We start from the raw sequence: 26385 nt of genomic DNA, 5'->3' as shown, positions 1-26385 counted from the left end.
GCACCGTCCGGGCCGTCCGTCCGGGCGGTGCTGACCGGCCCGGATGTGTCAGAGCTTGTTGACCGGAACCTTCAGGTAGACATTGCCCTGGGGATCGGCTTCGGGCATGCGGCCGGCCCGCATGTTGACCTGCAGCGAGGGGATGATCAGCTTGGGCATGGCCAGCGTGGCGTCGCGTGCGTCCCGCATGCTGACGAAATCCTCGGCGGATTTGCCGGCACCGACGTGAATGTTCAGCGCCTTCTGCTCGCCCACCGTTGTTTCCCAGGCATAGTCATCCCGGCCCGGCGCCTTGTAGTCATGGCCCACGAAGATCCGCGTCTCATCCGGGAGGGCGAGGATTTTCTGGATCGACTTGTAGAGGTCTTCGGAGGAGCCGCCGGGAAAGTCGCAGCGTGCAGTGCCAAAATCCGGCATGAACAGCGTGTCGCCGACAAAGGCGGCATCGCCGATGACATAGGTCAGGCAGGCCGGGGTGTGTCCGGGGGTATGCAGGACATCGCCGCGAAGCTGGCCGATGTGCAGGCTGTCGCCTTCGTGGAACAGCTGGTCGAACTGGGACCCGTCGCGCTGGAATTCGGTGCCTTCGTTGAAAACCTTGCCGAAGGTATCCTGAACGATCCGGATATTGTCGCCGATGCCGATCTTGCCGCCGAGTTTCTGCTGGATATAGGGGGCGGCCGACAGGTGATCGGCATGCACATGGGTTTCCAGAAGCCACTGAACGTCCAGCTCGTGTTCCCGGACATAGGCGATAATCGCATCGGCAGAGCGGGTGTCCGTTCTGCCCGAGGAATAGTCAAAATCCAGAACGGAATCGACCACCGCGCAGGCGCTGCCAGCGGGGTCGCGAACCACGTAGGATATGGTGTTCGTCGTTTCGTCGAAAAAGGCTGTGATGTCGGGTTGCATGGGTCTGTCTCCAAACTGCGCGACATTTCATATATACAAAATGGAATGTATTGCAAGTGGCTTTGGGCCGCATTTTTTGTCCGCATTTTTGCTGGGCCCGCCACGTTGTGGGTGCGCCGATGGTAAACGGCGTCCGATTGTGCCGGAAGAAGCCGAAGAACATAAAATTTGACTTGTCTGTTTGAATTCGGGGCCGGGGGTTATATGTTGGCTCCACGGCACCCGGCCGAAGGAGGACGGCCTGGCACCGATCCCATAATATTGCCGACGGCCGTCTTGCGGTGACCGATCGGCGCCCTGTCCAGTCTCCGGCCGGAGGCGGACCCGATGCAGGAGGAGAATAAAGATATGACCGCAGATCAGCTGGATCGTGTCACGAGCACCCTGATATCCGACATTACGGCCCATACGCCTGGGTACAGGCATCAGTATCTTGACCGCGTGCATGAGGTGATGGGCGCCTATTCCCGCGCCGGACTGGCCGCACCCGGCACCATGCGTCGCCTGCTGGAAGAGCTGACGGCAGAGGCCGTCGAAACCGGTTACGACCGGATGTCCGTCTGATTTCAGACGGGGTGCGCCCTGGCTGTCCGGGGTGCTGAGGGATGTGGCGGCGCGTGTGCCACGGCCACGATTCTGTGCGAATAATTTCTGAATTGTCCGATTTTGTTGACCAATGACCGCGAATGCCGGACATTCGTTTGCAAGCAAGAGCCCCGCAACAGGGGCCGCAGGCAATCGAGAGGGCGAGCGTGGCAGAGCATATCATTCGTGGTAACCGGCGTCGGATTGCGGTCCTGCGGATCGACAACCCACCGCTGAACAAGGTCAACCGGACCGTGCGCCTTGCGCTTTTGCGCGCCTGCGAAGAGATCGAGGCGGATCGCGAGGTGGACGGCGTGGTGCTGATGGGGGGGCGGGGTGTCTTTGCCTCTCTCATGCCGGACGAGGAGCTTGATGCCGGGGCTCCGGCGCCGCGACTGGCAGAGGTGTGCCGCCGGATCGAGGGTCTGTCGAAACCGGTTGTGGCGATGCTGTCGGGGCAGGTGGCCGGGGCGGGAACCGATCTGGCGCTGGCGGCACATGCCAGAATTGCCACGGAGTCGACCAGCTTCGGATTTCCGGAAGTGAGCCTTGGATATTGTCCGTCGGGCGGGGCGACGCAGCGGCTGCCGCGGCTGATCGGATGCCGGTCGGCGCTGCATCTGCTGACAGAGGGGCGGCCGATGCGGGCGGATGCTCCGGAATGCAGCGGTCTGATCGACCGGTTTTTCGAAGGCGGGGCGCAGCTGGATGGCGCGGTCACCTTTGCAGAGGAGCTGGCGCGCACCGGCGACTGGACCCGCAGCCGCGACCGCTGGGCGGGGCTGTCGGATGTGACCGCGCATTTCGAGGCGGCGGATGACATGATCCAGCGGTCCGAGGGGCCCCGGCTTCAGGCGCGCCGGTATGTGGCAGAGCTGGTCCGCGCAAGCGTCATGCTGCCTTTCGATGCCGGCTGCGCGATGGAGGAGTCGTATTTCGATGAGCTTCTGGCACAGCCGCTGAGCCGGGGGCTGCGCCGCGCCCAGTCGAGCGAGGCCGCCGCAATGCAGGCGCCCGGGCTGGCCTCCAGGGCATCGATCTTTGGGGTGACGCCGGCGAACGGGCTGGCCGAACGGCTGGCCGGAACGATCATCCTCGCCGGGAGCCGCGTCATCGTACAGGACCCGATGCCCGAGGTTCTGACCCGGTTTGTCGAGGATCTGAGCCCCAAGGTCGAGGCGCGGGTGGAGATGCGGGTGCTGGCCAGTGGTGTGTCCTGTCCCAGCCTGGTCAGTCCCGAGCCCGCGCCAGAGGCGCTGGCGGGGGCCGATATCGTCTTTGTCGCAGCGCCGGATGATGCGACGCATATGCAGGCAGCATTGCAGCGGCTGGCGCCGTCATTGCGCGACAGCGCCACGATCCTACTGTGCCTGACCGATCATCTGGACCCTGCGCCGATGGTTCCGGACTGGCTGCGGCCGCGGGTCATGGCACTTGGGTTTGCCGACCGCAGTTACCCGGCCCGGCTTGCCGAACTCAGCGTCGGGCCGCAGGTGAATCCGGCCGTTCTGGATACGGCGCGGACGGCGCTGCGGGGGCTGGGACGGCGCGTTGTCGTCAGCCGGGCCGGACAGGGCATGATCGAGGCCGGGCTGATCGATGCGCTTGTCCGGGCGGCGGATGCGCTGGTGCGGGCGGGGCTGGACCCGGCCCGGATCGAACAGGTGCTGCGCAGCCGGGGCTATGCCCGTGGCCCCTATGGCATCGTGCTGAATGTGGGGCCCAGCTACCAGCGGCGCGCCGACCGCGATTTTCACGTGGCGGGGTTGTCGTCGGCTCTGATCGATCAGGAGCTGTCGCTGACCCTGAACGAAGGGCTTATACAGGGCATGTCGCGGCTGGGCGCGTCCTTTGGCCGGCCAGAGCTGGCAGAGCATGGCGCCGCGCTGGACGATGCGGCGATCTTCGCCGCGATCGACGCCGCGCTGGTTGTGGCCGGGGCCCGTCTGATCGAGGCGGGCACAGCCGCGCGCAGCTCTGATATCGATCTGGCGATGCTGCACGGGCTGGGCTACCCCAGAGACAGGGGCGGGCCGATGGCTGCTGCCGATATCGAGGGATTGTTCCAAACCGTCCTGCGGCTCAAATCCCTGTCGGCCATTGATGCTGATATCTGGGGCGCGGGCGGGCTGCTGCTGGATCTTCAGCGCAACGGGCGGCGGTTCGGCGATCTGGACATGAGCCAGGCGGAGAAGGTGCCGGCCTGAGTTTGCGGCCTGTTTTCTAGGGGCAGGTTGCTGACCGGTCCGGTGCGGGGACTTAGGTGCATGCTACAGGACGCGAAGCGAGGGGCCCGGCGATAGACTTAGGGTCCGGTTGCTTGGCGCTTTTGCCTTGTCCGGGCGATCAGCCCAGGAAGATGCCCATTATGACCATCATCAGCCCGATGACGGACAGGAAAAGGGCCGCCATGTTCCAGGGCACGACCTTTGCGACCGCGGCCTTCAGCGCCTCGTCATCCAGCCCGGCCCGTTTCGCGCCGAGAACGCGCAGAATGCACCAGATCAGCCCGGCCAGCCCGGCCAGCGATACGGCTGCACCTGTCCAGATGAGGAATTGCATGGTCAAGGTCTCCGGTTTGGCGTTCGGATGGGTGCCTAAGCCATCGCCGCCGGCTTGCCAAGTCCCGGCTGTGACGCTAGTCAGAACGCCAATTCGGTGTGGCCCGGCAGGCAGGGGCGGCACCCCGATCATCCCCTTCGCAGAGCAGGAGCGAGACCCATGACCGATACCCCCGACGTGATCGACCAAGGCGAGGCCAATTACCGCGTGACCGCCGGTGAACTGCGTCAGTTCGTGGAGCGGATCGAGCGGCTGGAAGCCGAGAAGAAGGATATCGCGGATCAGATCAAGGAAGTCTTCGCGGAAAGCAAATCGCGTGGTTACGACCAGAAAGCCCTGCGCGCCCTGATCAGCCTGCGGAAAAAGGACAGCGACGAGATCGCGGAGCAGGAAGCCGTGCTTCAGATGTATAAAGAAGCTCTGGGGATGAACTGAGCAGCCGCAGGCGACATCCTGCGGTGGTTCGGGGTAACAGGCCGGGTGCAAAGCTGACGTCCATCCTGTGCTGAGACATGCCTGGCCCGGCTGGGTCGCCCTTGGATGAAGTTCCATTGCCGGCCCGGATTCCGTTCAATGTCCCTGAGAGGCATCCGAGGGTCATCCGGCGTTGCTCCGCGATGTCGGGGAACGGGGCATGTTGGCCGGGCAGGCGATGTCCCGGCAATAGCTCGGGAGGGGCCGGTTCAGCGACAGTCAGCGGCGATGTCAATTGTTCCTCCCGTCGGCGGCTCGATCCATTGAGCGGCGTCTGGTGATTGGCACGTAAATGGCTGACCAACCGCAATATCGCCGCATAGCCCCCCGTGTTCGGCACGTCAGGACGCAATGGCCGACCCCGGACCCGCGTCTGCATCAGGCGGGGTGTCAAACCGACCAAAGTACCTGCCCCTTATGCCGGCGAGGGGAGTTCTTTCAAATCTCCGCTGGTTCAGCGTTTGCCAAACTGCCTTCGAGCATGATGCCGAAGCAGCCCATAGAGCAGCCGGTTTATGTTACATTCCGGCGGCGGCTTTATGGAACGGCGATATCTCTTCCTGTTCAGGTCCTGTTGAGCTTTGATGCGGCGCAGTGAAAGGGGGCTGGGGAGGAGTGTATCGGTGCCAAGTGTCGCATTCCGCATGGCGATGACGATGAGTCATCGGAAATCGCGCTCTATTGGCGATGATCCAACATGTGCGACCGGGAAAAGAGAGGCTAGGCTGTCCGAATACGCATTGAGAAGGTCATGACGTGAAACACTTGTCCGATACCGATTTTGCCCGGCTGAGAACTCTTCGTCAGTCGCTGCACAAGATCCCGGAGATGGGATTTGAAGAGATCAAGACCTCCGATCTCATCGGCCAGACACTCGCCTCCATCGGCGTGCCCTTTGAGCAGGGCATTGGGGGGACCGGCGTGGTGGCGACGCTCTCTAAGGGGGTGTCGGGCAAATCCATTGGCCTGCGGGCCGATATCGATGCCCTGCCGATCCAGGAGGCGACAAACCTGCCTTACAGGTCGACGCATGAGGGGCGGATGCATGCCTGCGGGCATGACGGGCACACAACCATGTTGCTGGGGGCGATCCGGGCACTGAAGGATGTTCCCTTCGACGGGACCGTGCATTTCATCTTTCAGCCAGCGGAAGAACACGGCAAGGGAGCCTATGCCATGATGGAGGATGGCCTGTTCGACCGCTTTCCCGTGGAAGCGGTCTATGGGCTGCACAATATGCCATGGCTTGAGGCGGGCCGGATCGCGCTGAACCCCGGGCCGATCATGGGGGCGGAGGACAATTTTGTCATCCGGGTGCGCGGGCAGGGGGGCCACGCGGCCATGCCGCATAAGACAAAGGATGCCATGGTGATCGCGGCCTCGATCGTCTGCGAGCTTCAGACCATCGTCGCGCGCAATATAGACCCGCTTCAGGGCGGGGTTGTGTCCTGCACCGAATTCCTGACGGATGGCGCGGTCAATGTCATCCCGACAGAGGTGACGATCAAGGGCGATACCCGCAGCTTTCTGCCCGAGGTGTCTGAGTTGATCGAAGACCGGATGCACCGCATTGCCAGGGGGCTCAGCGAGGCGCATGGGGCCGAGCTGGAATTCAGCTACGCGCGCGTGTTTCCCTCGACCGTCAACACGGCGACAGAGGCCGGTGTTGCCGCCACCGCTGCCGTAAAGGCCATCGGGGCGCAGAATGTCGATGCCAATTGCCCGCCGATGATGGCGTCCGAGGATTTTGGTGCCATGCTGCGCCGCCGCCCGGGCTGTTACGCCTTTATCGGCAATCGGGGTGCCGATGGCCAAGGCGGCGTGATGCTGCACAACGCCTCCTATGATTTCAACGATGCGATCATCCCCGACGGGGTGGCCTATTGGGTGTCGCTCGTCGAAACGGCGCTGCCGGTATGAGCGGGCCGTCGGACCTGCTCCGCCTCTGCCCGATCTATCGGGAAACGCCGTTGTTCGAGGTGGTGATCGACGGGCTTTCGGTTCTGGTGAAGGACGAAAGCCAGCGCATGGGGCTGGGCTCGTTCAAGGCGCTTGGCGGGATCTATGCCGTGGCGCGCCTGCTTGAGGCGGCGACGGGGATCACGCTGTCGGCCCCCCAAGACCTCGACCGACTGCGCGCCGCCGCCGGGGCACAGGCCTTTGTCTGCGCCTCTGCCGGAAACCACGGGCTGGCGGTTGCGACAGGGGCGCGGCTCTTCGGGGCGCGGGCCACCGTTGTTCTGGCCGACCCGGTGCCGGAAGGTTTCGCGCATCGCCTGCGCGACCGCGGGGCGACCGTGCTGCGCCGGGGCGCGACCTATGAGGACAGCGTGGCGGCGGCGATCGACTTGGCGGAGGAGACCGGCGCGATCCACCTCGCCGACAGTTCCTGGCCCGGCTATACCGAACCGCCCCGGCTGGTGATGGAGGGCTATTCCGTGCTGGCGGCCGAGATGCAGGCCCGGTTCGAGACAAGCGGAGACTGGCCCGACGTTGTCTACCTTCAGGCCGGTGTCGGCGGGCTGGCGGGGGCGGTCGCGCGGGACATCCGGGCGAACTGGGCGGTGCAGCCGCGCATCATCGTGGTGGAACCCGAGGCCGCGGCGTGTCTGAAACAGAGCGCGGCGGAGGGGGCCATCGTCACAGCCGGGGGGCCGGTGTCCTCCATGGGGCGGCTGGACTGCAAGACACCCTCGATGCTGGCCTTCGACATTCTCAGATCGGCAGCGGACCGGTTCGTGACGGTCACGGACGCACAGGCCGAGGCGGCGGCGGGCTGTCTCGGGGATGCGGGCCATGCGACGACCCCTTCCGGTGCGGCGGGGCTGGCTGCGCTTCTGGCGGATCGGACCCTGGGCAAGCGCCCCCTGATAATCCTCAGCGAAGGGGCCGTGGCATGACGATCCGCGCCGGCGATACCCTGGCCTTCGATGTCTACGGCACGCTCATCGATACGCAGTGCCTTGTGCCACTGTTGACGGGGGTCGGGGCACGGGACGCGATCTCTCTCTCGGCACTCTGGCGGGAGCTTCAGCTGGAGTTCAGTTTTCGCCGCGCCCTGATGCAGGACTACCAGCCCTTCACCACGATCACGCGGCAGGCCCTACGCACGGCCTGGGCGCGTTCGGAGGGCGCAGAGATCCCGGTTCCCGCGGAAGAAGCTTTGCTGGCGGCCTATCTCACGCTGGCTGCGTTCGACGAGGTGCCGCAGGCTCTCACCGATATCGGTACCACAGGTGTTTCGACTGCCGCGTTCTCTAACGGGGATCCGGCCGACCTTGATCATCTGCTGCATGCCAACGGGTTGGCGGGCAGTCTGGGCCAGGTGATCAGCGTTGCCCCTGTGAAAACCTTCAAACCCGATCCGCGCGTCTACGCCCATTTTCTGGCGCAGAGCGGGACCACGGCAGACCGGACCTGGCTTGTTTCCGGCAACCCGTTCGACATTCTGGGCGCGGCCCGGTCAGGGTGGCGGACGATCTGGGTGCAACGCGACGCCAACCGCCCGTTCGATGACTGGGGCGCCGCCCCGACGATTACCGTGTCATGCCTGCGCGAAATCTGCGCCCATATCGTGTAACATGGCCCCGAGATTCCATTGATTGCCTGCCCCGAATGAACGCGCCACTTCCGAAATCGGACCTCGACGTCACGGACCTTGCCATCTTGTCAGCGCTGGCTGGGAATGCCCGTATGCCTTTTGCCGAAATTGGCCGTCAGGTCGGCCTGTCCCAACCTGCCATGTCCGAACGGGTTAAGCGGCTTGAGGATCGCGGCATTATCTCGGGTTATCGCGTTGTGGTGGATCTGGACCGGCTTGGGCTTGGGCTGACGGCGGTCATACGGCTGGCCACGGATCACAGTCAGATCCGGCCGTGCCTGGAAACATTGCGGTCGCTGCGCGGCGTGACAGAGATCCTTCGCACGACCGGGGAAGATTGCCTGCATGTCCGCGTCAGCTTGCCCAACACCAGAGAGTTGGAGCGGGTAGTGGACGCTGTTGCGCGGTTCGGGCTCGTGCGGACGTCGGTCGTCCTCAATCGCGAGGGATTTGATTACCCGGATTTCGATATGCGGTGACACGACCTGATCCTGACCGCAGGCGCAATGGTTCAAGGCCGCCCGTTTTGTCATCTGCACGACGGCGATGGCTAAAAGGGGCGCTCTGCGGTCCACGCCGGCTCATACCGAACGGTCGGGCACCGTGAAGGCGGGCATGGCGCCAGGACCCGGTTCATGGTCAAGGTTCAAGACGTGGAGCGCGCTCGGCTTCTGCCCGGTGCCTGTCTGCCACGCGGGGTGTTCCGGGACATGACGGCGTAGAGCCTCTGCCCATTTGCCGCGCCGGGCTTGTACGGTCCCGAACCGGGCCCATATTTTTTCTGTCCGGTATCTGGAGGCGGAAATGGGCTATGTGAAGACAGCAATGCTGATGGCAGCGATGACCGCGCTTTTCATGGGCGTGGGCTATCTGATCGGCGGGGCTGGCGGGGCGGTGATCGCCCTTGTGGTCGCGGCGGCGATGAATGTTTTCACCTGGTGGAATTCGGACCGAATGGTCCTGCGCATGCATAATGCGCAGCCCGTTATGCCCGGCGATCGTATGGGATTGCATGACATGGTGGCAGAGCTGTCGCGCAATGCCGGCCTGCCGCAGCCCAAGGTCTATCTGATCGACACGGCCCAGCCCAATGCCTTTGCCACCGGGCGCAACCCGGCCAATGCCGCTGTTGCCGTCACCTCCGGCCTGATGCGGGTCCTGAGCCGGGAGGAGCTGGCGGGCGTCATCGCGCATGAGCTGGCGCATATCCGGAACCACGACACGGCGATCATGACCGTGACGGCGACCTTTGCCGGGGCAATCTCCATGCTGGCGAATTTTGCACTGTTTTTCGGCGGATCGCGCGAAAGACTGGGGCTGGTTGGCACGCTGATGATGATGTTCCTCGCGCCGATGGCGGCCGCGCTGGTGCAGATGGCGATCAGCCGGACGCGGGAATATGCGGCGGACAAGGCCGGCGCCGAGATTTGCGGACAGCCGCTCTGGCTGGCCTCCGCGCTGGAGAAAATCGCGCAGGGGGCGGCGCGGATCGACAATGACGCGGCAGAGCGGAACCCGGCCACAGCGCATATGTTCATCATCAACCCGCTGCATGCCCACAAACGCGACAACCTCTTTGCGACCCATCCGGCGACGGAAAACCGGATCGCCGCGCTGCGCGATATGGCGGGGCAGGGCAGAGGGGCGGCGCGATCCGTGCCTCAGGCCGCAACATATTCCGCCAGCCGTGTGCCCAATACGCGGCGGCGGCGGCAGACCGGGCCGTGGTCCTGAGCCGTCGCGGCCCTCAGGGTGACAGCAGCGTCACACCCGGAATGGCCTCGATCACGTCAAGGTCCTGTTCATAGGCGTCGGAGATGAAATCGAAGATCTCTGCCGGCCAGTCGGGCAGTTCGACATCATCCTCGATCGCCTCTTCGCGGGCGTATTTGTCCAGAAAGACCATCATGACCCGTCGTTTGTAGTGATCGGCCATGACGGGATGCGCCTTGAAATAGGTGCGGAAGCGTTTCATCCCCTCGGGCGACATGATGTCCTTGAGCAGATCGAACCCGCCCTTGATCTTTTCGCCGACGGGCAGGCTGGCCATGTCGCGGATGATCTCGGGCCAGATCAGCGGGCTGTCTTCACTGCACCAGACGGTGATCGGCATATCGGGCGCCACGCCCCGGATCCGGGTAATCAGATCTGACCAGCGCAGCCGGGCCGGTTCCGTCCCGTCGAGTATTTCCGACATGGAGGCGCCGGAGGCCGCATGCGTTGCGGCAATGAAGGGGCCGGGATCGCGGATCGCCATATGCAGGCTGATCTCTTCGGTCGGGAAAAGCTGGCGCAGATCGACGATGCGCTGTTCGGCCATCGGATAGAACTGATCCTCCTTCATGACCATGCGATGGGTTCCGAAAAAGCTTTCATTGGTCAGCACGACGCGATCCGCGATGTCATCCTGCAGAATGGCATCCATCAGGATTTCATGCGCCTCCGGGGCAGGGGGGCCGTCGAGCAGCGCATGCAGGGATTCGCGCAGCAGCACCTGATAGCGACGCAGCGGCGGCACGGACACGCGCCGTTCCAGAAAATCCTCGCGATTGTTCAGAAGTGTCGCGGCCAGTTTTCCGTCGTCCGTGCAATGGGCGCCGACATGGAGGGCAATCTGCATAGGCTGGCAATCCTTGTCCGGGTCATTGCGGCGTGGCGGTCCGGCCAGACTATAAGGCATCGGCTGGACAGGAAAACCCGTTTCAGGCAACAGGTTCACATGGATAGCGTTCAGAACACACCGGCCGCGCCGCGACGGCATTTGCGGCTGTCACCATGGACATTGGGGGCATGTGCCATTGCCGCGGTGGTACTGGTGCCGATCCTGTCGGTCCTGTGGATTGCCCTCAGCCCGAAGGGCGATACCAGCAGTCTCGAACTGTGGTCACATCTGTGGAGCACAACCCTGCCGCGCTATCTGCGGACGACGCTCTGGCTCATGGCGGGGGTGGGGCTGCTGACGGCGATGGTGGGAACCGGCGCCGCCTGGCTGGTGGCGCGATACCGGTTTCCCGGCTCTGGCTGGATCGCGCCGGCCCTGCTGATGCCGCTGGCCGTGCCGGCCTATATCGGCGCCTATGCGCTGGTGGATTTCCTGGAATATGCCGGCCCGGTGCAGAGCTTTCTGCGCGACCTGATGGGATGGCGGTCGATGCGCGACTACTGGTTTCCCGAGATCCGGTCGCTGGGTGCTGCGATCATCGTGCTGTCGGCCGCGCTTTACCCTTATGTCTATCTGCTGACACGCGCGGCCCTGCGTGAACAGTCGGGCGGCGGTGAAGAGGTCGCGATGTCGCTTGGCGTCGGGCCTCTGGCACGGTTCCGCCGGGTGGGGTTGCCGATGGCGCGTCCGGCCATCGCCGCGGGCGTGGCCATTGCGATGATGGAAACCGTAAACGATTTTGGCACGGTGGATTATTTCGCGGTGCAGACGCTGACCACAGGTATCTTTACGACCTGGCTGGAAAGCAATTCTGCCTCGGGCGCGGCCCAGATTGCGGCTGTGATCCTGCTGCTCATCGTCGCTCTGGTCCTGATCGAGCGGCGGTCGCGCCGCCGGTCGCGGTTCTACAACCTGTCATCCCGGCACCGGCCTGTCGCGCGACAGCAGCTGTCGGGATGGGCGGGATGGATGGCAACCCTCCTGTGCCTGATCCCCATCTGCGTGGGCTTTGTCCTGCCTGCGGGCGTGATCCTGAGCCATGCGTTGGACCATAGCGGCGCCTGGACCGATCCGGGCCTGCTGCTGGCGCTGTGGCACACGGTCGCCGTGGGCGGGATCGCGGCCGGTCTGACGGTGCTGGCGGCGGTGTTTCTGGTCTATGGCGTGCATCTGTCGGGGCAGCCGCTGCCGCGACGGCTGATGCCGGTCACGACAATCGGATATGCAGCGCCGGGCGCAGTGCTGGGCGTGGGTATCCTGCTGCCGCTGGCCCGTGTGGATCATGCGCTGGCCGACGGGGTCGAGGCGCTGACGGGGCGCGACATCGGGCTGATTCTGACGGGGTCTGCCTTTGCGCTGGTGCTGGCCTATGCGGTGCGGTTCTTTGCCATTGCGCAGGGGGCGGCGGACGGGGCGTTTGGCCGGGTCTCGCCGTCGCTGCCGATGGCGGCGCGGTCGCTGGGCCGGAGCCGGGGCGGCGTCCTGCGCGAGGTCTATGCGCCGCTGATGCGGGGCTCGCTTGCCTCCGCCATGCTGCTGGTGTTTGTCGACTGCGTGAAAGAACTGCCGGCGACCCTGCTGCTGCGGCCGTTCAATTACGATACGCTTGCCACGCGGGTGCACGATCAGGCCAGTCTTGAACAGCTGGGGCTGGCCGCGCCGGGGGCCATTCTCGTGATGCTGGTCGGGCTGATGGCCGTGGCGCTGCTGGTTCGTGCAAATGCGGAACCGAAATTCACTTGATCGCCCCGATCGAAGCGCTTAGACAGCCGCCTCAGGCATGCCCCTATAGCTCAGCTGGTAGAGCAACTGATTTGTAATCAGTAGGTCCGCGGTTCGAGTCCGTGTGGGGGCACCAACTTTCAGAACATATCGGCTCATTCTGGCACATTTCGGTGCAAAACATGTGGATATGAGCCAAAAGCTGTGCATATCGGATTGCCCCGGTGCACTGCGGTGCACTCAATTCACTCACGCATCACGCAGCGTGAGGGATTCGGTGGCCAGTATCATCAAGCACGGAAAGAAGTGGCGGGCGCTCATAGATCGGAAGGGCGTCCGAAAGTCGCGCGTATTCGCGTCTAAGCAAGAGGCCCGCGATTGGGCAAATAGCGAAGAGGCCGCGATTCTAGGCGGGGCCGGGGCGTCATCCAAGGCGGTCCTTCGGGATGTGCTGGATCGTTACGCGCGGGAGGTTTCCCCAGCGAAGAAGGGCTATCGCTGGGAGGCAATCCGGCTGGAAAAGATCGGCAAGGGCGATCTCGGCGACAAGCGCATGTGCGATATCAAGCCCGAGGATATCGCGAAGTGGCGAGAAGACCGGCTGAAAGAGGTCGCGCCCGGTTCGGTCATCCGGGAAATGACGCTGCTTTCGTCGGTGTTTTCTGTCGCGCGCCGCGAATGGGGCATGCTGGACAAAAGCCCGATGAAGGGCGTTCGGCGCCCTGCCCAGCCGCCCAGGCGCGACCGGCTTGTGACAGCGGACGAGTTGGACCGGCTGCGACTGGTGGCCGGTGACGACCTGACCCACGCACGTGCCCGGGCGTTTCACGCCTTCCTTTTTGCCATCGAGACGGGGATGCGAGCGGGCGAGATTGTCGGGCTGACGGTGGGGAATGTGGATTACTCGGCCCGTGTCGCGCATTTGCCCCGCACGAAAAACGGCGACCCGCGCGACGTGCCCTTGTCGTCTGAGGCCGTGCGGCTGCTGCGGGCGCTTCCCCCTGCCGATCCGCTCTTTGCCATCACGTCTCGCGACTTGGACGCATCATGGCGGGCTGTGAGGGATCGGGCGGGCATCGAGGGGCTAACATTTCATGATAGCCGCGCCTGTGCCGCCACTCAGTTGAGCAAGAAGCTAAACCCGTTGGAGTTGGCCCGAATGCTTGGGCATCGCGACCTAAATATGCTAATCAAACACTATTACCGAGAGACTGCCGAAAGTATTGCACGTCGCTTAGATTAGCGGGGTAGGTGCGCCCATGTCAGCCCCTTCATAATCTTTGTAATGCAGGAGGGAGACACACCAAAGCGAACAGCTACCTTTGATCTCATCCCCCCTGAATTCATTTCGGATATAATCTCCTTAACATCCTCTTCGGTGAGTTTGCTTCCGGGTCTTTCGCCATGCTTCGGCGCTTTCTTTCGTATCGGCCCTCCGCAGTGCGGCCAAAACTTTCCGATCAATATGCCTGACAATTGCGCTGAGGATATGGAGAATTTTTCCGCCAATTCACTCCGAGATTGCGCCGTTCCGTCAAAATTGTTGCGAATATACAATACATCCGATACGGTGATTTTGGCACTAGGATTCCGTTCCCCCAAAGCTGTCGTCCCGTGTCTCTTGCAGTCGGCCATGTTGGCAGCCCGATCACCGTACCTAAGGTTCTCAAGCCGGTTGTTGTGCTTATCTCCATCAATGTGGCAAACCTCTGTTCCTTCCTTCGGTTGCCCTAAGAATGTCAGCGCAACAAGCCTGTGAACAAAGGCGTTGTGCGATTTCTCTACGCTTGAAAGCACCACTTGGAAATAACCGGACCCGTTTTTGTTTTGCCTGAGCACGCGGCCCTTTAATTTCTTCCTGACCCCATGAGAGGTAACTACAGTTCTATCCAAGGATCGAACGCGACCAGTGCTGCTCACCTCGTATGCGGGCCAGCCATCTATTCCCTTCCAAGCCTCCATACGGATCATCCATCTAGTTAGACAATATGCGGTAACTATACCGCTGTGCCAGAGTGGCAGCAAGATGCTCATGACCTACTACGACGAAAGCGCGGAGGACTTGGCAAAGCGGCTGGATTAGCACGGTCGAACCCGACGCATCTTGCCGCAGCCTTTCGCCTTCCATCGTCCGTCGCGCACCCAGCGATTGACCGTGGCCGTGGATACGCCATGTGCCTCAGCGGCCTTCTGGACGGTCTGCCATTCCTCCGGCGGGGACAGGCGGCGCAGTTGTTCCTCCATGCGGGCCAGCCGGTTGGCGATGTCGCGCATGGTGGCGTCGGTGGCTATGTTGATCGGCGCACCCATCGTCAGCCCTCGAACTTCATTTCAACAGGGTTCCGCATTTCGACAGACACCGTGGGGCGTTCGCTATCTCCGGCGGCGTGGATCTGGGCGAACATGCCATGCCGGTATGTATCGGCCAGAACCTCGTTTAGATCGGCCACGGCTTTTGCCATGCGGAGCTTCAGAAGGGTTTTCTGGGTTTCGCTTAGCTGTGTCATCGTCAGCCCTCCCCCTTCCGCCCGCACTCGGGGCAATGGTGGTTTTCGAAAACGTAGCTGGCCCACGGCTCGTAGCGCTCAAGGGCGGTCTCTGCGGCTTCCAGATCGCGGCGCTGAATGGCGTCCCGAAGGTCGTCGTAGGCGTTGCGGATTTTGCCGATGCGGGTGCGTCCGTAGCGGGGTGTCATTCGATCCTCCCGAAATCCACGACGCGGCCTGTCTGCGGGCATTGCGCCCACATCGTCCGGCCCAGCGGGAAATGCCATTGCCAGTCAATGTACCGGGTCACGATCATGGCGCGCTTTTGGGCGAATTTGTCGGTCATCACACCGCCCCCTTGTCGCTGGCGAGGGGCGGGGCAAGAAGAGGCGTCCAGTGCGAGTAGTCGGACGGGCGGAAAGAGAATTCCTCCCCCTCGTAGTTAACAAAATATCCGTATTCAGTCAGATACCCACTGTCGGCCTGCCAGTAGGTAGGTCGGCCCCCGAAATCGCATATCCATGTACCGCGAATATGAGGGGTGTCGTCTTTCGGCGCGGTCTCAATTGGCTGCCACTTTTCCACGCTCGGCCCGCTGGACGTGAGGGCGGAGAGAGGCACCATTTCGATTATTTCACCGTCAGGATGTTCTTTCGCGTGAGCAAGAGCGGCGATTTTCCCATCGTCCCACATGCCGACATGAGCGCCGGTTGCGGACTGCAGCGCGAAGTATCGAGGCTTCACCCCTGGCGCACCCTCTGCGGGTTCGGGCTGGCTGTCCTCGGGGAGGCGGAGGGCCGACAAAGCAGCTTTTGCATCAACGACCCTCTCGACCGGCAGGGCGGTCTTAGTCATCAGGAAGTTGTCGATCTTGTGGATCGCCGCATCTATCGCGGCGTTGTGGGTGCGGGGGTCAGTCATAGGCATCTCCGACAAGACGGGTGTTCATCGGCTTTTTCTGGTGATAGCCAATCTCCCTGATGAGGTTGGCCGCGTCGTTCCGCAGAGGTTCGTCACTGATCCACCACCTGCGGAAAAATGAGCGCCAGCCCGTTCGCTCGACGGCCATATTGTGAAGGATGCAAAGCGCGCGCTCTTGTTGATAGCTGTTCATCCCTGCTTCTCCTGTAGGGCGGCGCGGGCGATTGCGGCCATGTGTTTTGCGGCCAATCCCGTGTCGGTGTAATGATCCTTGATCCGGCTCAAAGCCTCCTCCAGCCGCTCCACCCTTGCCGCCAGAGCATCGCGCTCGGATGGGAGGGCGTCGAAGTCCACGAGACGGACCCACGGGCCGTAACCGGCAACGGTTTCGGCGTCCATATAGTGCCAGACCGAGTTCTTTAGGCTGACGTCGGAGGGGTCATATTTCGGCATATCCGTCATGCCTTCGTCTCCTTCTGTGCGACGACATAATAGTCGCCATTCTGAGGGTCGATCACGGTCACGATCCGGAATCCCTCGACGGCTAGCCAAGATACCATCGTTTGCAGTTCGTGGACGCCTCGGGCGGTGTAGACCCCGGCCTCGCGCTCCGGCGCTGTCGTGTCGGTCATTGGTCGGTCTCCTTGCGGGCGGCGGTCAGTATTTGTAGACACCGCTATCGCCCCATTTGTCGTCGGCGGTTTCGCCAAGGTCATCCATGATGGCTTCATGCTCATCCATCTGATCCCAGAACTCTTGATCCTTGCGCTTGCGTTCTTCGCGGTTGAAATCTCGCCACATGGCTCTGGTTTCTTTTGATGCAGGCAGTCGGCCTTGCTTTTTTGCCTTGCAGGATTTGGAGCAGAATTTGCCCCATCCCCGATTTACGTCAGCAGTTCGCGCCTGAAATTCCTTGCCACACTTCTTGTTGTGGCATTTTACGGTTGTCATGCTGGGCATCACTCACCTCCCTCAGCGCGGCGGATGGCGGCGGTGAACCCAATCCAAGCACCATTTCCAGCGGCCACGATGCGCCGTTCTTCGTCTCCAAAGCGGTCGATACGGGCACGGGTCAGCATGTCATCACGCAGGGCCTTTGCTGCCTCCAGCAGCTCCGGCGCAGCCTCCCGCACAGGGTCGCGCGGGGTGGGGGTGGACTGGTAGGCGGCGAGGGCGGCTTCCAGTTCTTCCCAGACTTCAAAGACAAACTCGTAATCGTCTGGCGAGGCCGTGTCGTCTGCGGCCGATTCCGCTTGTTTGTAGCTTTCGAGATTCGATACCAACCGATCCGCCGCAGCCACCTTCGCCTCAAGCGCCTCGATCCGGTCGGCGTAGGCAAGGATGCAGGATTCCATTTCTTCAAAGCGCCCTTTGCGCCGGAACAACAAATACCCAGCCTCTTCCGAGGCCCCATCTCGGCTTGCCGCTTCGAACGTAAGCTGGTCGCGCTTGATCGCTTCAATCAGTTCATCGGTCATCACAGCGCACTCCAAAAGATCGCCGCCCAAAAGAGACAGCTGAGAAAAGCTAACGGCAGGATCCACCAACCCGAGGGCTTCACATCAGGCATCTGATAACCTCCGGGTCACGATCACGCGGCGCGTCCACCAGGGGCGGCATGGCGGGCAGGGCCGGGGGCACCTGGGCGAGGGTGACGTTCATCGGCCCGGTGCGCTCCTGTAGCAGCAGGCGACAAACCCGCTTGGCTTGGGTCAAAGCGGCCCGGCGGGTGTCGCCTTGGCCTTCGGGGGTCATGCGGATGGTCATGGGTATCTCCGGGTTTTCTTGATTTCTTTCGGCTGACCGGGCGCGGGACGGTCCGGCCAGACCTCGTGGAATGTCTCGGGGTCGGCGGCGTAGATCATTTCTCGATCCTCGTGGTCCATGTCGCAGACGTTGAGCAGGCAGTCCTCTTCGCCGCTGATGTCGCGGTCCCAGAGGATTTCACCAGCCTTCTGGCAGGCTAGGTGGGTCTTCCATGTCCACGCCTCGCCGCCGTCTACGCACCTCGCCCGGCGATATGCCGTTCCGGCTGCGATCTCGCGCAGGCAGCTATCGCAGCGGTGCGACTTTCGGGCGGTCGGTGTTGACGATCCTATGACGGTGACCATTTGGGCCTCCGGGTTAGCTTTGGTATCCGCACACCCCCGCCACCACGGCGAGGGCTACGGTCGCGACAAGCACAACGGCACGGCGGCGGGTCCAGATTTCGGTTACGGCGTCACGGCGCATCTGCGGCGCGTTGCGGGCTGTCAGGTAGCGGTGGGAGGCGGGGGTCATTTCGGAGGCCTCGGAAGAGGCATCCAGTGGGTGGGGCCGTAAGGCTTGACCCAGTAATTCAGTTCAGCGCACAGGTCGCGCATTCCTTCCTCTGGCCAAAACACATCGCCGTGGTCCCCTTCCCAGAAACACCAGTTTCCGTCGAACCAAGCGCCCATTGCGACAATGCCGCCACCGTCTGTCAGGAGAATTCCTTCTTCCTTCGGCGCGGTATCAATCGGTTGCCACTCCATCCCCTCACACTCCCCAGACATGCGCCCAGACACCCACAAGGGCGATCAGAGCGGCTACGTAGAAGACAGCGCGGGGGCTGTCGGTGAAGGCGGTGATAAGGGTCATTGGGTGGCCTCCGCTTTGGCTAGGGCGGTTCGGATGCGCTTAAGAACGTCATCCGTGACTTTACTTCTGCAGGTCGGGTCCGGCGCGTAGGACGCAAGTTCATCTTCCGCCCACTTTAGCGCGTCGTACATGTCGGGTGCGGCGGCGATCAGGCGGGCATTCGCGTGGATTTCTTCGTCACCCCTCGCGCTTCGCCAATAGGGTTGAACAAACCCATCCCAGTGAACAATTCCGCAGTCCAATTCTTCGGATGACATGACGCTCGGACGCCCGGATAGCGGGTTTCCGTCGTCGTCTATGACAACTCGCCAAGGCCCCGGTGTGTGCTTCCCACTCATTCCGCAGCCCACCCCATATCCCATGCCCGATCCGCAGCGTCCCCAGCGGGGAAGGCGGAGAGGATCAGTTCCTCCGCAACGCCTTCCTCGATCCGTTCAACGGTCGCCTTGTCCAGCGCGTCGATCATCTGCCAGCGGTACAACCTGAGCGTGCCAATCTTGACGTAAACCAGTTCGCAGAGGTCCAAGGTGCCGCCGCTCCATGCGGTGCTGTAGACTGCGGTTCCGACGATCATTTGCCCGCCGTCGCCTTCAAATTCGGCTTGCTCTTCGATGTGGAGGGTCATCTGTCTTGCTCCTTCGGTTAGGAGCGCCCCCGCAAGGGCGCGGGGGTTACCAGCGTTCGAATTCTTCCCGCGCGGCCTCAAAGGCGAGATCACGGTATTCGCGCTGCATCTCTCGGATTTCCGCGTTGTAATCGGCTTGGCTGATCAGGCCGTTTGCCAAGTCTTCGGCAAGTCGGCCCTCTTCACGTTCCATTTGGCTGGCTGCTTGGTCAGGATTCATCTCTCATTCCCCTCTTTGCCTTCCGGCGTGGTGCCGCGATCTGCTGTGCGTCTCGGCGGGTTGTAGGGGAGGCGGCTATTGCCGCTTCCCGTTTTCTTGAAAAGCCGCAAGCTTGGCGGCGAGGTAGACGAGGCCCACGACTATGAAGTCCAAAATCCAGTCCATGAATTTTGGGGCCACCATCTGCGCCAGCGTTAGGGTCGCCGCCGCAGAGGTTGTCCACGCCAGTACGTGAGCGCGGAGCCAATCCATCAGAGGTAGTTGGACGGGTTGAGGCCGAGGCGCTTGCCGATCTTGTCGATCATCGCTTTTTCGGAAGCGTCGACCTCGCCGTCCGCGTCCGCGATATCCAGCGCGGTCAGAAAGGTCATTTCGGCGTCGTCGGTATTGCCCGCGATATCGTCCAGTTCCTTCATGAGGTTCATCTGGCCGACGCGACCACCTCCAGCGCGATCGAGCATCCGCTGCATGCAACCTTCGATCTGGCGGGCGTCGAACGCGGTGTTTAGCGCCTCATTTGCGGTAACCGCTTTGATCGTGGCCTCGATTTCGCTGTCATCAACAGAGCCATCCGCAGCGGCGACGAGCGCTGCGGAGGCGCAAACAGATTCGAGAAGGTCCGTGCGGCCTTGCAGGCGGTTCGCGCCGCCAGCCATGCGTTCTTTCAGCATCTTGAGCATTCAACTCTCCATCAAGCCTAGCGGTGCGGGGTGCAGCGCTTACGGCGGCTTGTGGGGGTGAAGGTAATCCACAAAAAGTGGAGCATCAAGATAAAAATTCACAGATAGTGGATTATTTTGATATTCACAGTCTAAGCGACTGTTCTGTGACGGTTTCTTAAAGGCTGCAAACAGGTGATCGGAGGAGATATCAACATCTTGATTCCGAATCAGTGGAAAACAATATGTTGTGTCAAAAAGCCTTCATGGTTAAGAATCGTCTAAGTGTCGCGGCTTTCATTTTTTCCCCGTTCACCTTATGTTCCAGATGCTGCCAGGAGGTATTGATATGAAGGTAGTGGACCAGCGTTTGGACCGTATGATTGAAATTGCAGACACGTTGAACTGCCCGCTAGATCACGTCGTGTCCCACATGGGGCGGTGCGATCAAACTACGTTTGACGCCCTCTCAGACAACCCTGACCGCCTGCCGCGATATATAAAATCCAAATCAAGCCCGTAAGTATCCGCTAAACGCTCTGCATCATCCACAGTGATGCGCCGCGTTCCCTTTTCCCAGTTGTTGTACTGGGTAACGGAGAACCCGTGCTTGGCGGCCCAATCCTTTTGGCTGAGGTCTGAGAACCCCTCTCGGATAGCTTTAAGCCTTTGGCCTATCTCTATGTATGGCGCGTCTGTCATGGCCATATAATCCACCGGAAGTGGGTTTTTTCGCAAACCACCATTTGTGGTCTTGCAGTGATCCACCAAATGTGGATATGATGCGCTCATGACAGCCATCAGAGATATCGCAGACGCCATTGGGCGCAAGCAGATCGCAGACGCGGTTGGCGTTGGCGTAACTGCTGTGAGCAACGCTGTAGCGGACCGCAAGAGGTTCCCGGCATCGTGGGTTTCGATAGTTCGCGGCCTCGCCGCCGAGAAGGGCATTGAGTGTCCAGATGAAGTCTTTGGCATAAAGCCATACGATCCGTCTCCTTCGTCTGACAGCGCCCCCTCTGATCGGAGGGCTTCCTGATGCTCGAAGGTCGCCTCGCACAAAAACATGATCACGCCGATTTGAGCAATCAAGGTGCGGCAGTGCAGAAAAATTCGCCAGACGCCCTACCGGCGATGGTGCAGCGTGCTGCTGATGCGCTGCTGGCAGCAAAGGACAGTGCGGAGGTGCTTGAGGCCCGTGACCTTGCGCGGGTTGTCTATGACGCAGCCAAGAGCACCGCCCGAATGGCTCGCGCCAAGAAGGCGCATGATAGCCTCGTCGCGGAGGTTCACCGGGCGCAGGCGAACGCTCTGGCGATCCGCGCCCGCGCTGAAATGCGCTTGGCGGAAGAGTACGACGCGGCGCAGGAGCGGGGTGAGGTTGCGGGTCACGGAGCCACATCGGGTGGTCGCGGAAATCAGCATGGTAAGGTTGAGGACCACAACGTTAGCACTGCCGCCGACCTTGGGCTTCGCCGCGACGAAATCTACGAAGCCCGCCAATTTCGGGATGCCGAACGCGAAGAGCCCGGCACGATCCAGCGGGCTATCGACAACATGGTCGAACGCGGTGAGGAGCCGACCCGCGCCGCCTTGCGCCGGGAGGTTGCAAAACCGAAGCCGCAGAAGGTCATGGACCCAAAGGCGCTTTGGATTTGGGGCAGGCTAAAGGACTTCGAGCGCGACGGCATCTTGAGTGCCGACCCCGATCATCTGCTTTCCGAAATGACTGAACCCATGCGGGCTGACGTTAAGCGGCTGCTGCCTCTGGTCCGCGACTTCATCGAAAATATGGAGGTTCGCGCATGAACCAGCACCAGCGCATTATGTCCGAAATGGCTGTTCAGTACGGCTATTTTTCCGAAGCCGTAATTGTTGCCCCCTCCGGTCTGGCCCACCGGGTATTTGAGGCGTTCTGTGTGGGCGATGAGGAGGCGCATATCCAATATGCCAGCCTTGAGCACTTGAAGCACATGGCTCGCGTATTCCTTGCCCGTCGAAAAGATGCTGATGGTGATGAAGGCGAGGCATATGTGCGGCAAGGCGAATTTGACCTTGGCACCGCTTTCTCTGGGCAGTTGCAGGACCGCTATCCATTGCCGCGAAAGCAAGGCGAGGAACCCGTTTACAAGCTGCGCCGCGACCTGACCGCTGACGAACGCGCATGGAACGTCGCACAACTGCGCAAATCCGGCAAAGCCCGCCTTGAACACGCTGACGCTCTGGAAGCGGAAGGTCAGCTTTCGGGGGCCGCATGACCCCCACACACCACACCCCCGCTTACGCCGCCCGCGCCTATCGCGCTGGCACAGCCATTTCCCCCACCGCAAGCCCGGGCCTCTCACCGGTTACCTCCCCGTCCTCAGGCGGGTCGCTTGCGGCAACTGGAGGCACTCCCTTTTCCTCCTCCCTTGGGGGTGCCGCCTTTTTTGTTCGGGGGGTGGCATGACCTTCCTCACCCGACTTTTTCGCCCTGTCATCGCACAGCCTGACATTGCCGCCCTCACAGAGGCCCGGGAAGCCGCCCTGACGCGCCTAGCAGACGCACAGCGCCGCCGGGACAGCCGGGGCATCCACTACGCCAACAAGGCCGCTCAGCGGGCCACGTTGGCGCTTATGCGGGCATGGGGGTGAGATGCGTAGGGCTGCGAAGGTTGACGCCAATCAGCGCGAACTTGTCGAACAGCTTCGCGGCATCGGCATGTCCGTGCAGCCACTGCACTCAGTAGGGGGCGGATGCCCTGATCTTCTCTGTGGCTGGCAGGGGCAAAATTTCTTGCTGGAAGTGAAACCGGAGGGGGTGGGCGTATCGAAGCAACGCCAGAACCTGCGCGGGGACCACCAGCCGAAATGGCATGACGAATGGCGCGGCCAAGTGGCTGTTGTCCACAACGTGACCGAGGCGCTGGAAGCCTGCGGCATCCAATTTAGAGGGCAGATTTCGTGATGAAATCCTTTGTTTCTAAGGCAAAAAGTGCTATAAACGAAACGAGCCGAGGCGACGTTGGCGCGTCATCCCCGGCTCTTGACATAACGACCTACTGAGGAGGTTCGAGCTATGCCCGTTGATGGGAAATATAGCGATTCTGTGCGTCAAATCAATGACGCTGATCGCCAGCAATTCAAAGACAGTCAGGAAGCCGCGTTTCGCCGTCTTGTACGGGCCACGATCCGCAAAGGGCCGTTCACCAAGTCAGAGCGGGACGTGATTTTGGCGTTCGTGAACCACTGGTTCAAGCACCGGGCAAAGGGCGTCGTTCATCCGGGCCGCAAGAAACTTGCGAAGCGGGCAGATGTTGCCGTCATCACTGTGAAGCGGACGCTGGCGAAAATGCGTGACGCTGGTGTGATCAATGCAGAAGCACACCTGCACGGATTGCGGGGGAAAGCCACAGAATACACCGTCGATACGGTGGCCCTTTTTGCCTTCTGTGGGTCGAAAATTCCCGGCGATTTCGTAAACGGTGGGTCAAATGAGCCTACTCGCGGGTGGGTCAAAATGAGCCCCCGTATAAACAATATCATCACCTTCCCTAGCCAAGAATTGGAAGGCTGAAATGTTCGATCTCTTTTCTCAAACGGGATCGGCCCCGAAAACCCTTCGCCCCCACCAGTCCAAGGCGATCAATCTGATCCGTCAATCCTTGGTAAGGGGAAACCGCCGTGTCGTCTGCCAAGGGCCGACAGGCTTCGGTAAGACGCTCACCGCTGCCAAGATCATCGAAGGCGCTCTGGAGAAGCGTAACCGGGTGATCTTCACCGCACCGGCAATCAGCCTGATCGACCAGACCGTTTCGGCTTTCGAGAACGAGGGCATCCGCGACATTGGCGTGATGCAGGCGAAGCACCCGAGAACTGATGCTCTGGCACGGGTTCAGGTTGCATCGGTCCAAACTCTGGCACAGCGGGAAATCCCCGATGCGGCTCTGGTGATCGTGGACGAATGCCACATGCGGTCCAAGGTCATCGAAACGATGATGGATGAGCGCGAGGATGTTTATTTCATCGGCCTGTCCGCAACGCCTTGGGCAAAGGGCATGGGTCGCCGTTGGCAGGATTTGGTTATCCCCTGCACCATCGGTGATCTGATCGAAGGCGGGTATCTGTCGCAATTCCGGGCGTTCGCCCCTGACGTGCCTGATCTGTCTGGCGTGGCGTCCCGTGCCGGGGACTATGCCGAGGACGGCGCGGCTGAGGTCATGGAAGGCAAGGCGCTGATGGCGTCGGTTGTCGAGACATGGCTTGAGAAGGGCGAGAACCGGCCCACACTGCTGTTCGGCGTGAACCGCGCTCATGCCAAGGCGCTGTCCGAGGAATTTGAACGGGCGGGTGTTTCAACGGCATACGTCGATGCCTTCACCGACACGGTGGAGCGGTCCCTGATTGAACGTCAATTCCGGGCGGGCGAGGTCAAGATTGCCTGTTCCGTCCGCACCCTGACAACCGGGATCGACTGGCCGGTGTCCTGCATCATCGACGCGGCCCCGACGAAATCCGAAATGCTGCACGTCCAGAAAATCGGGCGCGGGCTTCGGATCAATCCTGGTACGGAAGATTTGCTGATCCTCGATCATGCTGGAAACAGCCTGCGTAACGGCTTGGTGACGGATATTCACCACGACACGCTGGACAAGACGGAACCGGGTGAGCGCCAGCCGCGCGAGAAGGCCGAAAAGCTGCCCAAGGAGTGCGCCAACTGCGCCGCGCTGCACACTGGCCTGACGTGTCCATTCTGCGGCCATGAGCGCAAGCCGGTGGCGGGCGTTGAAACGGTTGATGGCGAATTGGTCGAGCTGACGCCGAACAAGAAGCCTGAGGCGACGAAAGCCGAAAAGCAGCGGTTCTATTCGATGGCTCTCTGGATGGCTGATCAGCGTGGCTACAAGCCGGGTTGGGCGGCGAACCTCTACAGAAAAAGGTTCAGTTGTTGGCCTCGGGGCTTGTCTGAGGTCCGTGCCTCACCAAGCCAATCATTCCTGAATTACGAAAAGTCTAGGCGGATTGCCTACGCAAAAGCCAAAGAAAAGCAGGGGGCAGCGTGATGTTTCACAATCGCACGGCAGACGTGGCACGGGGAAAATGGCGCGGCATCCTTATGACGCTTGGGGTGCCGGAGGCATCACTCAAGAACAAGCACGGCGCATGCCCGCTTTGCAATTCCAAGGACAACTTCCGGTTCGACGACAAGGACGGTCGGGGAACGTGGATCTGCACCTGTTCCGCTGGAGACGGGATGAAGCTGGCAATCGAATACACCGGCAAATCCTTCTCCGAAGTTGCCAATATCATCGACGGCATGGTGGGCAATCTGAAGCCGGAGACGCCCCGCCCTGCGATGACGGAACAGACGAAGCGCGAGGTGCTGCGCGACACCTACAAGGCTACCCGTTCGGTTTCTCCCGGCGACTTGGTGCACGCCTATCTTGAGGCGCGTGGCGTGGACGAATTGATTTACCCTGACGCGCTGCGGTTCGCCCCGAAGCTGACTGACGGTGAAGGTGGGTTGCGGCCCTGCATGGTGGCGATGGTTCACGGGCCGGACGGCGCGCCGGTTTCCATGCATCGGACCTTTCTGCGGCCTGACGGCAAGGCTAAGGCCGAAATGGCATCGCCGCGCAAGATGATGCCGGGTGAGCTGCCCGACGGTGCCTGCATTCAGCTTTGCAAATACGTGTCTGGCGGGCCTCTCGGAATTGCCGAGGGCATCGAAACGGCAATGTCCGCATCGGCCCTGTACCAGATGCCTGTTTGGGCTGCGATCAACAGTTCAATCCTCAAAAAGTGGACGCCGCCCGAAGGATGTGAGGAGGTCGCGATTTTCGGGGACAACGATCCGAAGTTTGGCGGACAGGCGGCAGCGTGGGGCTTGGCTCACAAGCTGGCCGTAAAGGGTATCCGCGTGACGGTTCACATTCCGCCCGAGGTCGGAACGGATTGGAATGATGTTTTGCTGAAGCACGACAAGGAGAAAGCCGCATGATGCTTGCAACCTACACCAGAGAAGAAGGCCTGAGAATGCAGGCGGCACTTGCCCGGCTGATGCAGAAAGAGGCGCGCTCTGTAATCGCTAACAAGGATCACATGCCCCGTGAAGGCAGGCCAATTGCGACCATAAAAACGAGCGAGGCTCAGGCGCAAATCCACAGCCTTCTATTGGCAAGGGGGCCGATGATCGTTTCGCAGATAGCGGAGGCGCTTGGCCGCACCGGCCCTTCTGTCTCATCGCGCCTTCAGGACATGCGCCGCCAGGGATCGGTCAAGATGATCGAGCGCGGCGTGTGGGCAGTTTCCGAAATTTAACGACCGACGCGGGCTGCATCCCGCGCCAGTCACATCA

The 26385-nt window shown here is 61.6% G+C and carries 40 protein-coding genes and 1 tRNA gene; 18 read left to right on the top strand and 23 right to left on the bottom strand.

Annotated features, from left to right (window positions below):
• Positions 1–48: 48 nt before the first annotated feature.
• A complete protein-coding gene (locus ACRARG_RS04865; RefSeq protein WP_432688866.1) occupies positions 49–912 on the bottom strand; it encodes an MBL fold metallo-hydrolase in 864 nt (287 codons plus the stop codon).
• 348 nt (positions 913–1260) lie between these two features.
• On the opposite strand from ACRARG_RS04865, the gene ACRARG_RS04860 reads away from it, so the two are divergent.
• Positions 1261–1476: a hypothetical protein gene (locus tag ACRARG_RS04860; protein ID WP_432688865.1), complete on the top strand. Its 216-nt coding sequence runs from the start codon at positions 1261–1263 to the stop codon at positions 1474–1476.
• A 188-nt stretch (positions 1477–1664) separates the two neighbouring features.
• Positions 1665–3704 carry an enoyl-CoA hydratase-related protein gene (locus tag ACRARG_RS04855; RefSeq protein ID WP_432688864.1) on the top strand — a complete coding sequence of 680 codons (2040 nt, stop codon included), beginning with the start codon at positions 1665–1667 and terminating at the stop codon, positions 3702–3704.
• Positions 3705–3843: 139 nt separating this feature from the next.
• Here the strand turns inward: ACRARG_RS04855 and ACRARG_RS04850 are convergent, their stop codons facing one another.
• Entirely contained in the window at positions 3844–4059 is a 216-nt protein-coding gene (locus tag ACRARG_RS04850; protein WP_432688863.1) for a hypothetical protein, read from the bottom strand.
• Between the two features lie 159 nt (positions 4060–4218).
• Between ACRARG_RS04850 and ACRARG_RS04845 the strand changes: the two genes are divergently transcribed.
• The 6 genes from ACRARG_RS04845 to htpX all read left to right on the top strand — a co-directional run bounded on the left by ACRARG_RS04845 (position 4219) and on the right by htpX (position 9868).
• Entirely contained in the window at positions 4219–4494 is a 276-nt protein-coding gene (locus tag ACRARG_RS04845) for a DUF2312 domain-containing protein (protein ID WP_432688862.1), read from the top strand.
• Positions 4495–5289: 795 nt separating this feature from the next.
• Positions 5290–6453 (top strand): M20 aminoacylase family protein, encoded by a 1164-nt coding sequence (locus ACRARG_RS04840; RefSeq protein WP_432688861.1) that lies wholly within the window; start codon positions 5290–5292, stop codon positions 6451–6453.
• Positions 6450–7433 carry a pyridoxal-phosphate dependent enzyme gene (locus ACRARG_RS04835; RefSeq protein ID WP_432688860.1) on the top strand — a complete coding sequence of 328 codons (984 nt, stop codon included), beginning with the start codon at positions 6450–6452 and terminating at the stop codon, positions 7431–7433. The genes ACRARG_RS04840 and ACRARG_RS04835 overlap by 4 nt, the downstream gene beginning before the upstream one ends.
• The gene (locus ACRARG_RS04830; RefSeq protein WP_432688859.1) at positions 7430–8113 is read left to right on the top strand and encodes a haloacid dehalogenase type II; all 684 of its coding nucleotides are present in this window, start codon (positions 7430–7432) and stop codon (positions 8111–8113) included. Before ACRARG_RS04835 ends, ACRARG_RS04830 begins: the two co-directional genes overlap by 4 nt.
• Before the next feature lie 35 nt (positions 8114–8148).
• Positions 8149–8613: an Lrp/AsnC family transcriptional regulator gene (locus tag ACRARG_RS04825; protein ID WP_432688858.1), complete on the top strand. Its 465-nt coding sequence runs from the start codon at positions 8149–8151 to the stop codon at positions 8611–8613.
• A gap of 325 nt (positions 8614–8938) precedes the next feature.
• Entirely contained in the window at positions 8939–9868 is a 930-nt protein-coding gene (gene htpX, locus ACRARG_RS04820; protein ID WP_432688857.1) for a zinc metalloprotease HtpX, read from the top strand.
• A 13-nt stretch (positions 9869–9881) separates the two neighbouring features.
• Here the strand turns inward: htpX and ACRARG_RS04815 are convergent, their stop codons facing one another.
• Positions 9882–10754 (bottom strand): hypothetical protein, encoded by an 873-nt coding sequence (locus ACRARG_RS04815; protein ID WP_432688856.1) that lies wholly within the window; start codon positions 10752–10754, stop codon positions 9882–9884.
• 99 nt (positions 10755–10853) lie between these two features.
• Here ACRARG_RS04815 and ACRARG_RS04810 point away from each other — a divergent pair, with 99 nt between their 5' ends.
• The 3 genes from ACRARG_RS04810 (at position 10854) to ACRARG_RS04800 (ending at position 13761) form a co-directional block, all read left to right on the top strand.
• Positions 10854–12539, top strand: coding sequence for an ABC transporter permease (locus ACRARG_RS04810; protein WP_432688855.1), 1686 nt, complete (start codon positions 10854–10856; stop codon positions 12537–12539).
• A 39-nt stretch (positions 12540–12578) separates the two neighbouring features.
• Positions 12579–12654, top strand: a tRNA-Thr gene (locus ACRARG_RS04805).
• A gap of 141 nt (positions 12655–12795) precedes the next feature.
• Positions 12796–13761: a tyrosine-type recombinase/integrase gene (locus tag ACRARG_RS04800; RefSeq protein WP_432688854.1), complete on the top strand. Its 966-nt coding sequence runs from the start codon at positions 12796–12798 to the stop codon at positions 13759–13761.
• On the opposite strand, the gene ACRARG_RS04795 is transcribed toward ACRARG_RS04800, so the two are convergent.
• The 20 genes from ACRARG_RS04795 to ACRARG_RS04705 form a co-directional block, all read right to left on the bottom strand.
• Positions 13758–14489 carry an NUMOD4 domain-containing protein gene (locus ACRARG_RS04795; RefSeq protein WP_432688853.1) on the bottom strand — a complete coding sequence of 244 codons (732 nt, stop codon included), beginning with the start codon at positions 14487–14489 and terminating at the stop codon, positions 13758–13760. The two genes, ACRARG_RS04800 and ACRARG_RS04795, sit on opposite strands and share 4 nt — an antisense overlap.
• A gap of 108 nt (positions 14490–14597) precedes the next feature.
• Complete coding sequence (locus ACRARG_RS04790; RefSeq protein ID WP_432688852.1) at positions 14598–14828, bottom strand: helix-turn-helix domain-containing protein; 231 nt, start codon at positions 14826–14828, stop codon at positions 14598–14600.
• 2 nt (positions 14829–14830) lie between these two features.
• Positions 14831–15025 carry a hypothetical protein gene (locus tag ACRARG_RS04785; RefSeq protein WP_432688851.1) on the bottom strand — a complete coding sequence of 65 codons (195 nt, stop codon included), beginning with the start codon at positions 15023–15025 and terminating at the stop codon, positions 14831–14833.
• A 2-nt stretch (positions 15026–15027) separates the two neighbouring features.
• Positions 15028–15213 carry a hypothetical protein gene (locus tag ACRARG_RS04780; RefSeq protein WP_432688850.1) on the bottom strand — a complete coding sequence of 62 codons (186 nt, stop codon included), beginning with the start codon at positions 15211–15213 and terminating at the stop codon, positions 15028–15030.
• On the bottom strand, positions 15210–15350 hold the full coding sequence (locus ACRARG_RS04775) for a hypothetical protein (RefSeq protein ID WP_432688849.1): 141 nt from the start codon (positions 15348–15350) through the stop codon (positions 15210–15212). Before ACRARG_RS04775 ends, ACRARG_RS04780 begins: the two co-directional genes overlap by 4 nt.
• Entirely contained in the window at positions 15350–15925 is a 576-nt protein-coding gene (locus ACRARG_RS04770; protein WP_432688848.1) for a hypothetical protein, read from the bottom strand. Before ACRARG_RS04770 ends, ACRARG_RS04775 begins: the two co-directional genes overlap by 1 nt.
• Positions 15918–16118 carry a hypothetical protein gene (locus ACRARG_RS04765; protein ID WP_432688847.1) on the bottom strand — a complete coding sequence of 67 codons (201 nt, stop codon included), beginning with the start codon at positions 16116–16118 and terminating at the stop codon, positions 15918–15920. Before ACRARG_RS04765 ends, ACRARG_RS04770 begins: the two co-directional genes overlap by 8 nt.
• A complete protein-coding gene (locus tag ACRARG_RS04760) occupies positions 16115–16387 on the bottom strand; it encodes a hypothetical protein (protein WP_432688846.1) in 273 nt (90 codons plus the stop codon). Before ACRARG_RS04760 ends, ACRARG_RS04765 begins: the two co-directional genes overlap by 4 nt.
• Complete coding sequence (locus ACRARG_RS04755) at positions 16384–16557, bottom strand: hypothetical protein (RefSeq protein WP_432688845.1); 174 nt, start codon at positions 16555–16557, stop codon at positions 16384–16386. Before ACRARG_RS04755 ends, ACRARG_RS04760 begins: the two co-directional genes overlap by 4 nt.
• 25 nt (positions 16558–16582) lie before the next feature.
• Entirely contained in the window at positions 16583–16885 is a 303-nt protein-coding gene (locus ACRARG_RS04750; RefSeq protein WP_432688844.1) for a hypothetical protein, read from the bottom strand.
• Entirely contained in the window at positions 16885–17403 is a 519-nt protein-coding gene (locus ACRARG_RS04745) for a hypothetical protein (RefSeq protein WP_432688843.1), read from the bottom strand. Before ACRARG_RS04745 ends, ACRARG_RS04750 begins: the two co-directional genes overlap by 1 nt.
• Before the next feature lie 79 nt (positions 17404–17482).
• Complete coding sequence (locus ACRARG_RS04740) at positions 17483–17692, bottom strand: hypothetical protein (RefSeq protein WP_432688842.1); 210 nt, start codon at positions 17690–17692, stop codon at positions 17483–17485.
• Positions 17689–18036, bottom strand: a complete 348-nt coding sequence (locus ACRARG_RS04735; protein ID WP_432688841.1) for a hypothetical protein — start codon at positions 18034–18036, stop codon at positions 17689–17691. Before ACRARG_RS04735 ends, ACRARG_RS04740 begins: the two co-directional genes overlap by 4 nt.
• A gap of 13 nt (positions 18037–18049) precedes the next feature.
• A complete protein-coding gene (locus ACRARG_RS04730) occupies positions 18050–18205 on the bottom strand; it encodes a hypothetical protein (RefSeq protein ID WP_432688840.1) in 156 nt (51 codons plus the stop codon).
• Complete coding sequence (locus ACRARG_RS04725; protein ID WP_432691315.1) at positions 18202–18288, bottom strand: DUF551 domain-containing protein; 87 nt, start codon at positions 18286–18288, stop codon at positions 18202–18204. Before ACRARG_RS04725 ends, ACRARG_RS04730 begins: the two co-directional genes overlap by 4 nt.
• Before the next feature lie 252 nt (positions 18289–18540).
• Entirely contained in the window at positions 18541–18882 is a 342-nt protein-coding gene (locus ACRARG_RS21555; RefSeq protein ID WP_511261974.1) for an XkdD/Y8K6 family phage-associated protein, read from the bottom strand.
• Entirely contained in the window at positions 18879–19169 is a 291-nt protein-coding gene (locus ACRARG_RS04720) for a hypothetical protein (RefSeq protein ID WP_432688839.1), read from the bottom strand. The genes ACRARG_RS21555 and ACRARG_RS04720 overlap by 4 nt, the downstream gene beginning before the upstream one ends.
• 46 nt (positions 19170–19215) lie before the next feature.
• Positions 19216–19362: a hypothetical protein gene (locus tag ACRARG_RS04715; RefSeq protein WP_432688838.1), complete on the bottom strand. Its 147-nt coding sequence runs from the start codon at positions 19360–19362 to the stop codon at positions 19216–19218.
• 278 nt (positions 19363–19640) lie between these two features.
• Positions 19641–20069, bottom strand: a complete 429-nt coding sequence (locus ACRARG_RS04710) for a tellurite resistance TerB family protein (protein ID WP_432688837.1) — start codon at positions 20067–20069, stop codon at positions 19641–19643.
• Between the two features lie 426 nt (positions 20070–20495).
• Complete coding sequence (locus tag ACRARG_RS04705) at positions 20496–20849, bottom strand: helix-turn-helix domain-containing protein (RefSeq protein WP_432688836.1); 354 nt, start codon at positions 20847–20849, stop codon at positions 20496–20498.
• Between the two features lie 237 nt (positions 20850–21086).
• Here ACRARG_RS04705 and ACRARG_RS04700 point away from each other — a divergent pair, with 237 nt between their 5' ends.
• The 7 genes from ACRARG_RS04700 (at position 21087) to ACRARG_RS04670 (ending at position 26348) form a co-directional block, all read left to right on the top strand.
• Entirely contained in the window at positions 21087–21857 is a 771-nt protein-coding gene (locus ACRARG_RS04700; RefSeq protein ID WP_432688835.1) for a hypothetical protein, read from the top strand.
• The gene (locus tag ACRARG_RS04695) at positions 21854–22306 is read left to right on the top strand and encodes a hypothetical protein (protein WP_432688834.1); all 453 of its coding nucleotides are present in this window, start codon (positions 21854–21856) and stop codon (positions 22304–22306) included. The genes ACRARG_RS04700 and ACRARG_RS04695 overlap by 4 nt, the downstream gene beginning before the upstream one ends.
• 377 nt (positions 22307–22683) lie before the next feature.
• A complete protein-coding gene (locus ACRARG_RS04690) occupies positions 22684–22995 on the top strand; it encodes a hypothetical protein (protein WP_432688833.1) in 312 nt (103 codons plus the stop codon).
• A 111-nt stretch (positions 22996–23106) separates the two neighbouring features.
• The gene (locus ACRARG_RS04685; protein ID WP_432688832.1) at positions 23107–23604 is read left to right on the top strand and encodes a hypothetical protein; all 498 of its coding nucleotides are present in this window, start codon (positions 23107–23109) and stop codon (positions 23602–23604) included.
• 1 nt (position 23605) lies between these two features.
• A complete protein-coding gene (locus ACRARG_RS04680; RefSeq protein WP_432688831.1) occupies positions 23606–25090 on the top strand; it encodes a DEAD/DEAH box helicase in 1485 nt (494 codons plus the stop codon).
• Positions 25091–25113: 23 nt separating this feature from the next.
• Positions 25114–26028, top strand: a complete 915-nt coding sequence (locus ACRARG_RS04675) for a DUF7146 domain-containing protein (protein WP_432688830.1) — start codon at positions 25114–25116, stop codon at positions 26026–26028.
• A complete protein-coding gene (locus ACRARG_RS04670; protein WP_432688829.1) occupies positions 26025–26348 on the top strand; it encodes a helix-turn-helix domain-containing protein in 324 nt (107 codons plus the stop codon). The genes ACRARG_RS04675 and ACRARG_RS04670 overlap by 4 nt, the downstream gene beginning before the upstream one ends.
• The last annotated feature ends 37 nt before the right edge of the window (positions 26349–26385 follow it).

Source organism: Pseudooceanicola profundi (assembly GCF_050897955.1).
GTDB lineage: Bacteria > Pseudomonadota > Alphaproteobacteria > Rhodobacterales > Rhodobacteraceae > Pseudooceanicola.
The sequence above is the reverse complement of the archived record's forward strand: the minus strand, read 5'-3'. Positions and strand labels throughout refer to the sequence as shown.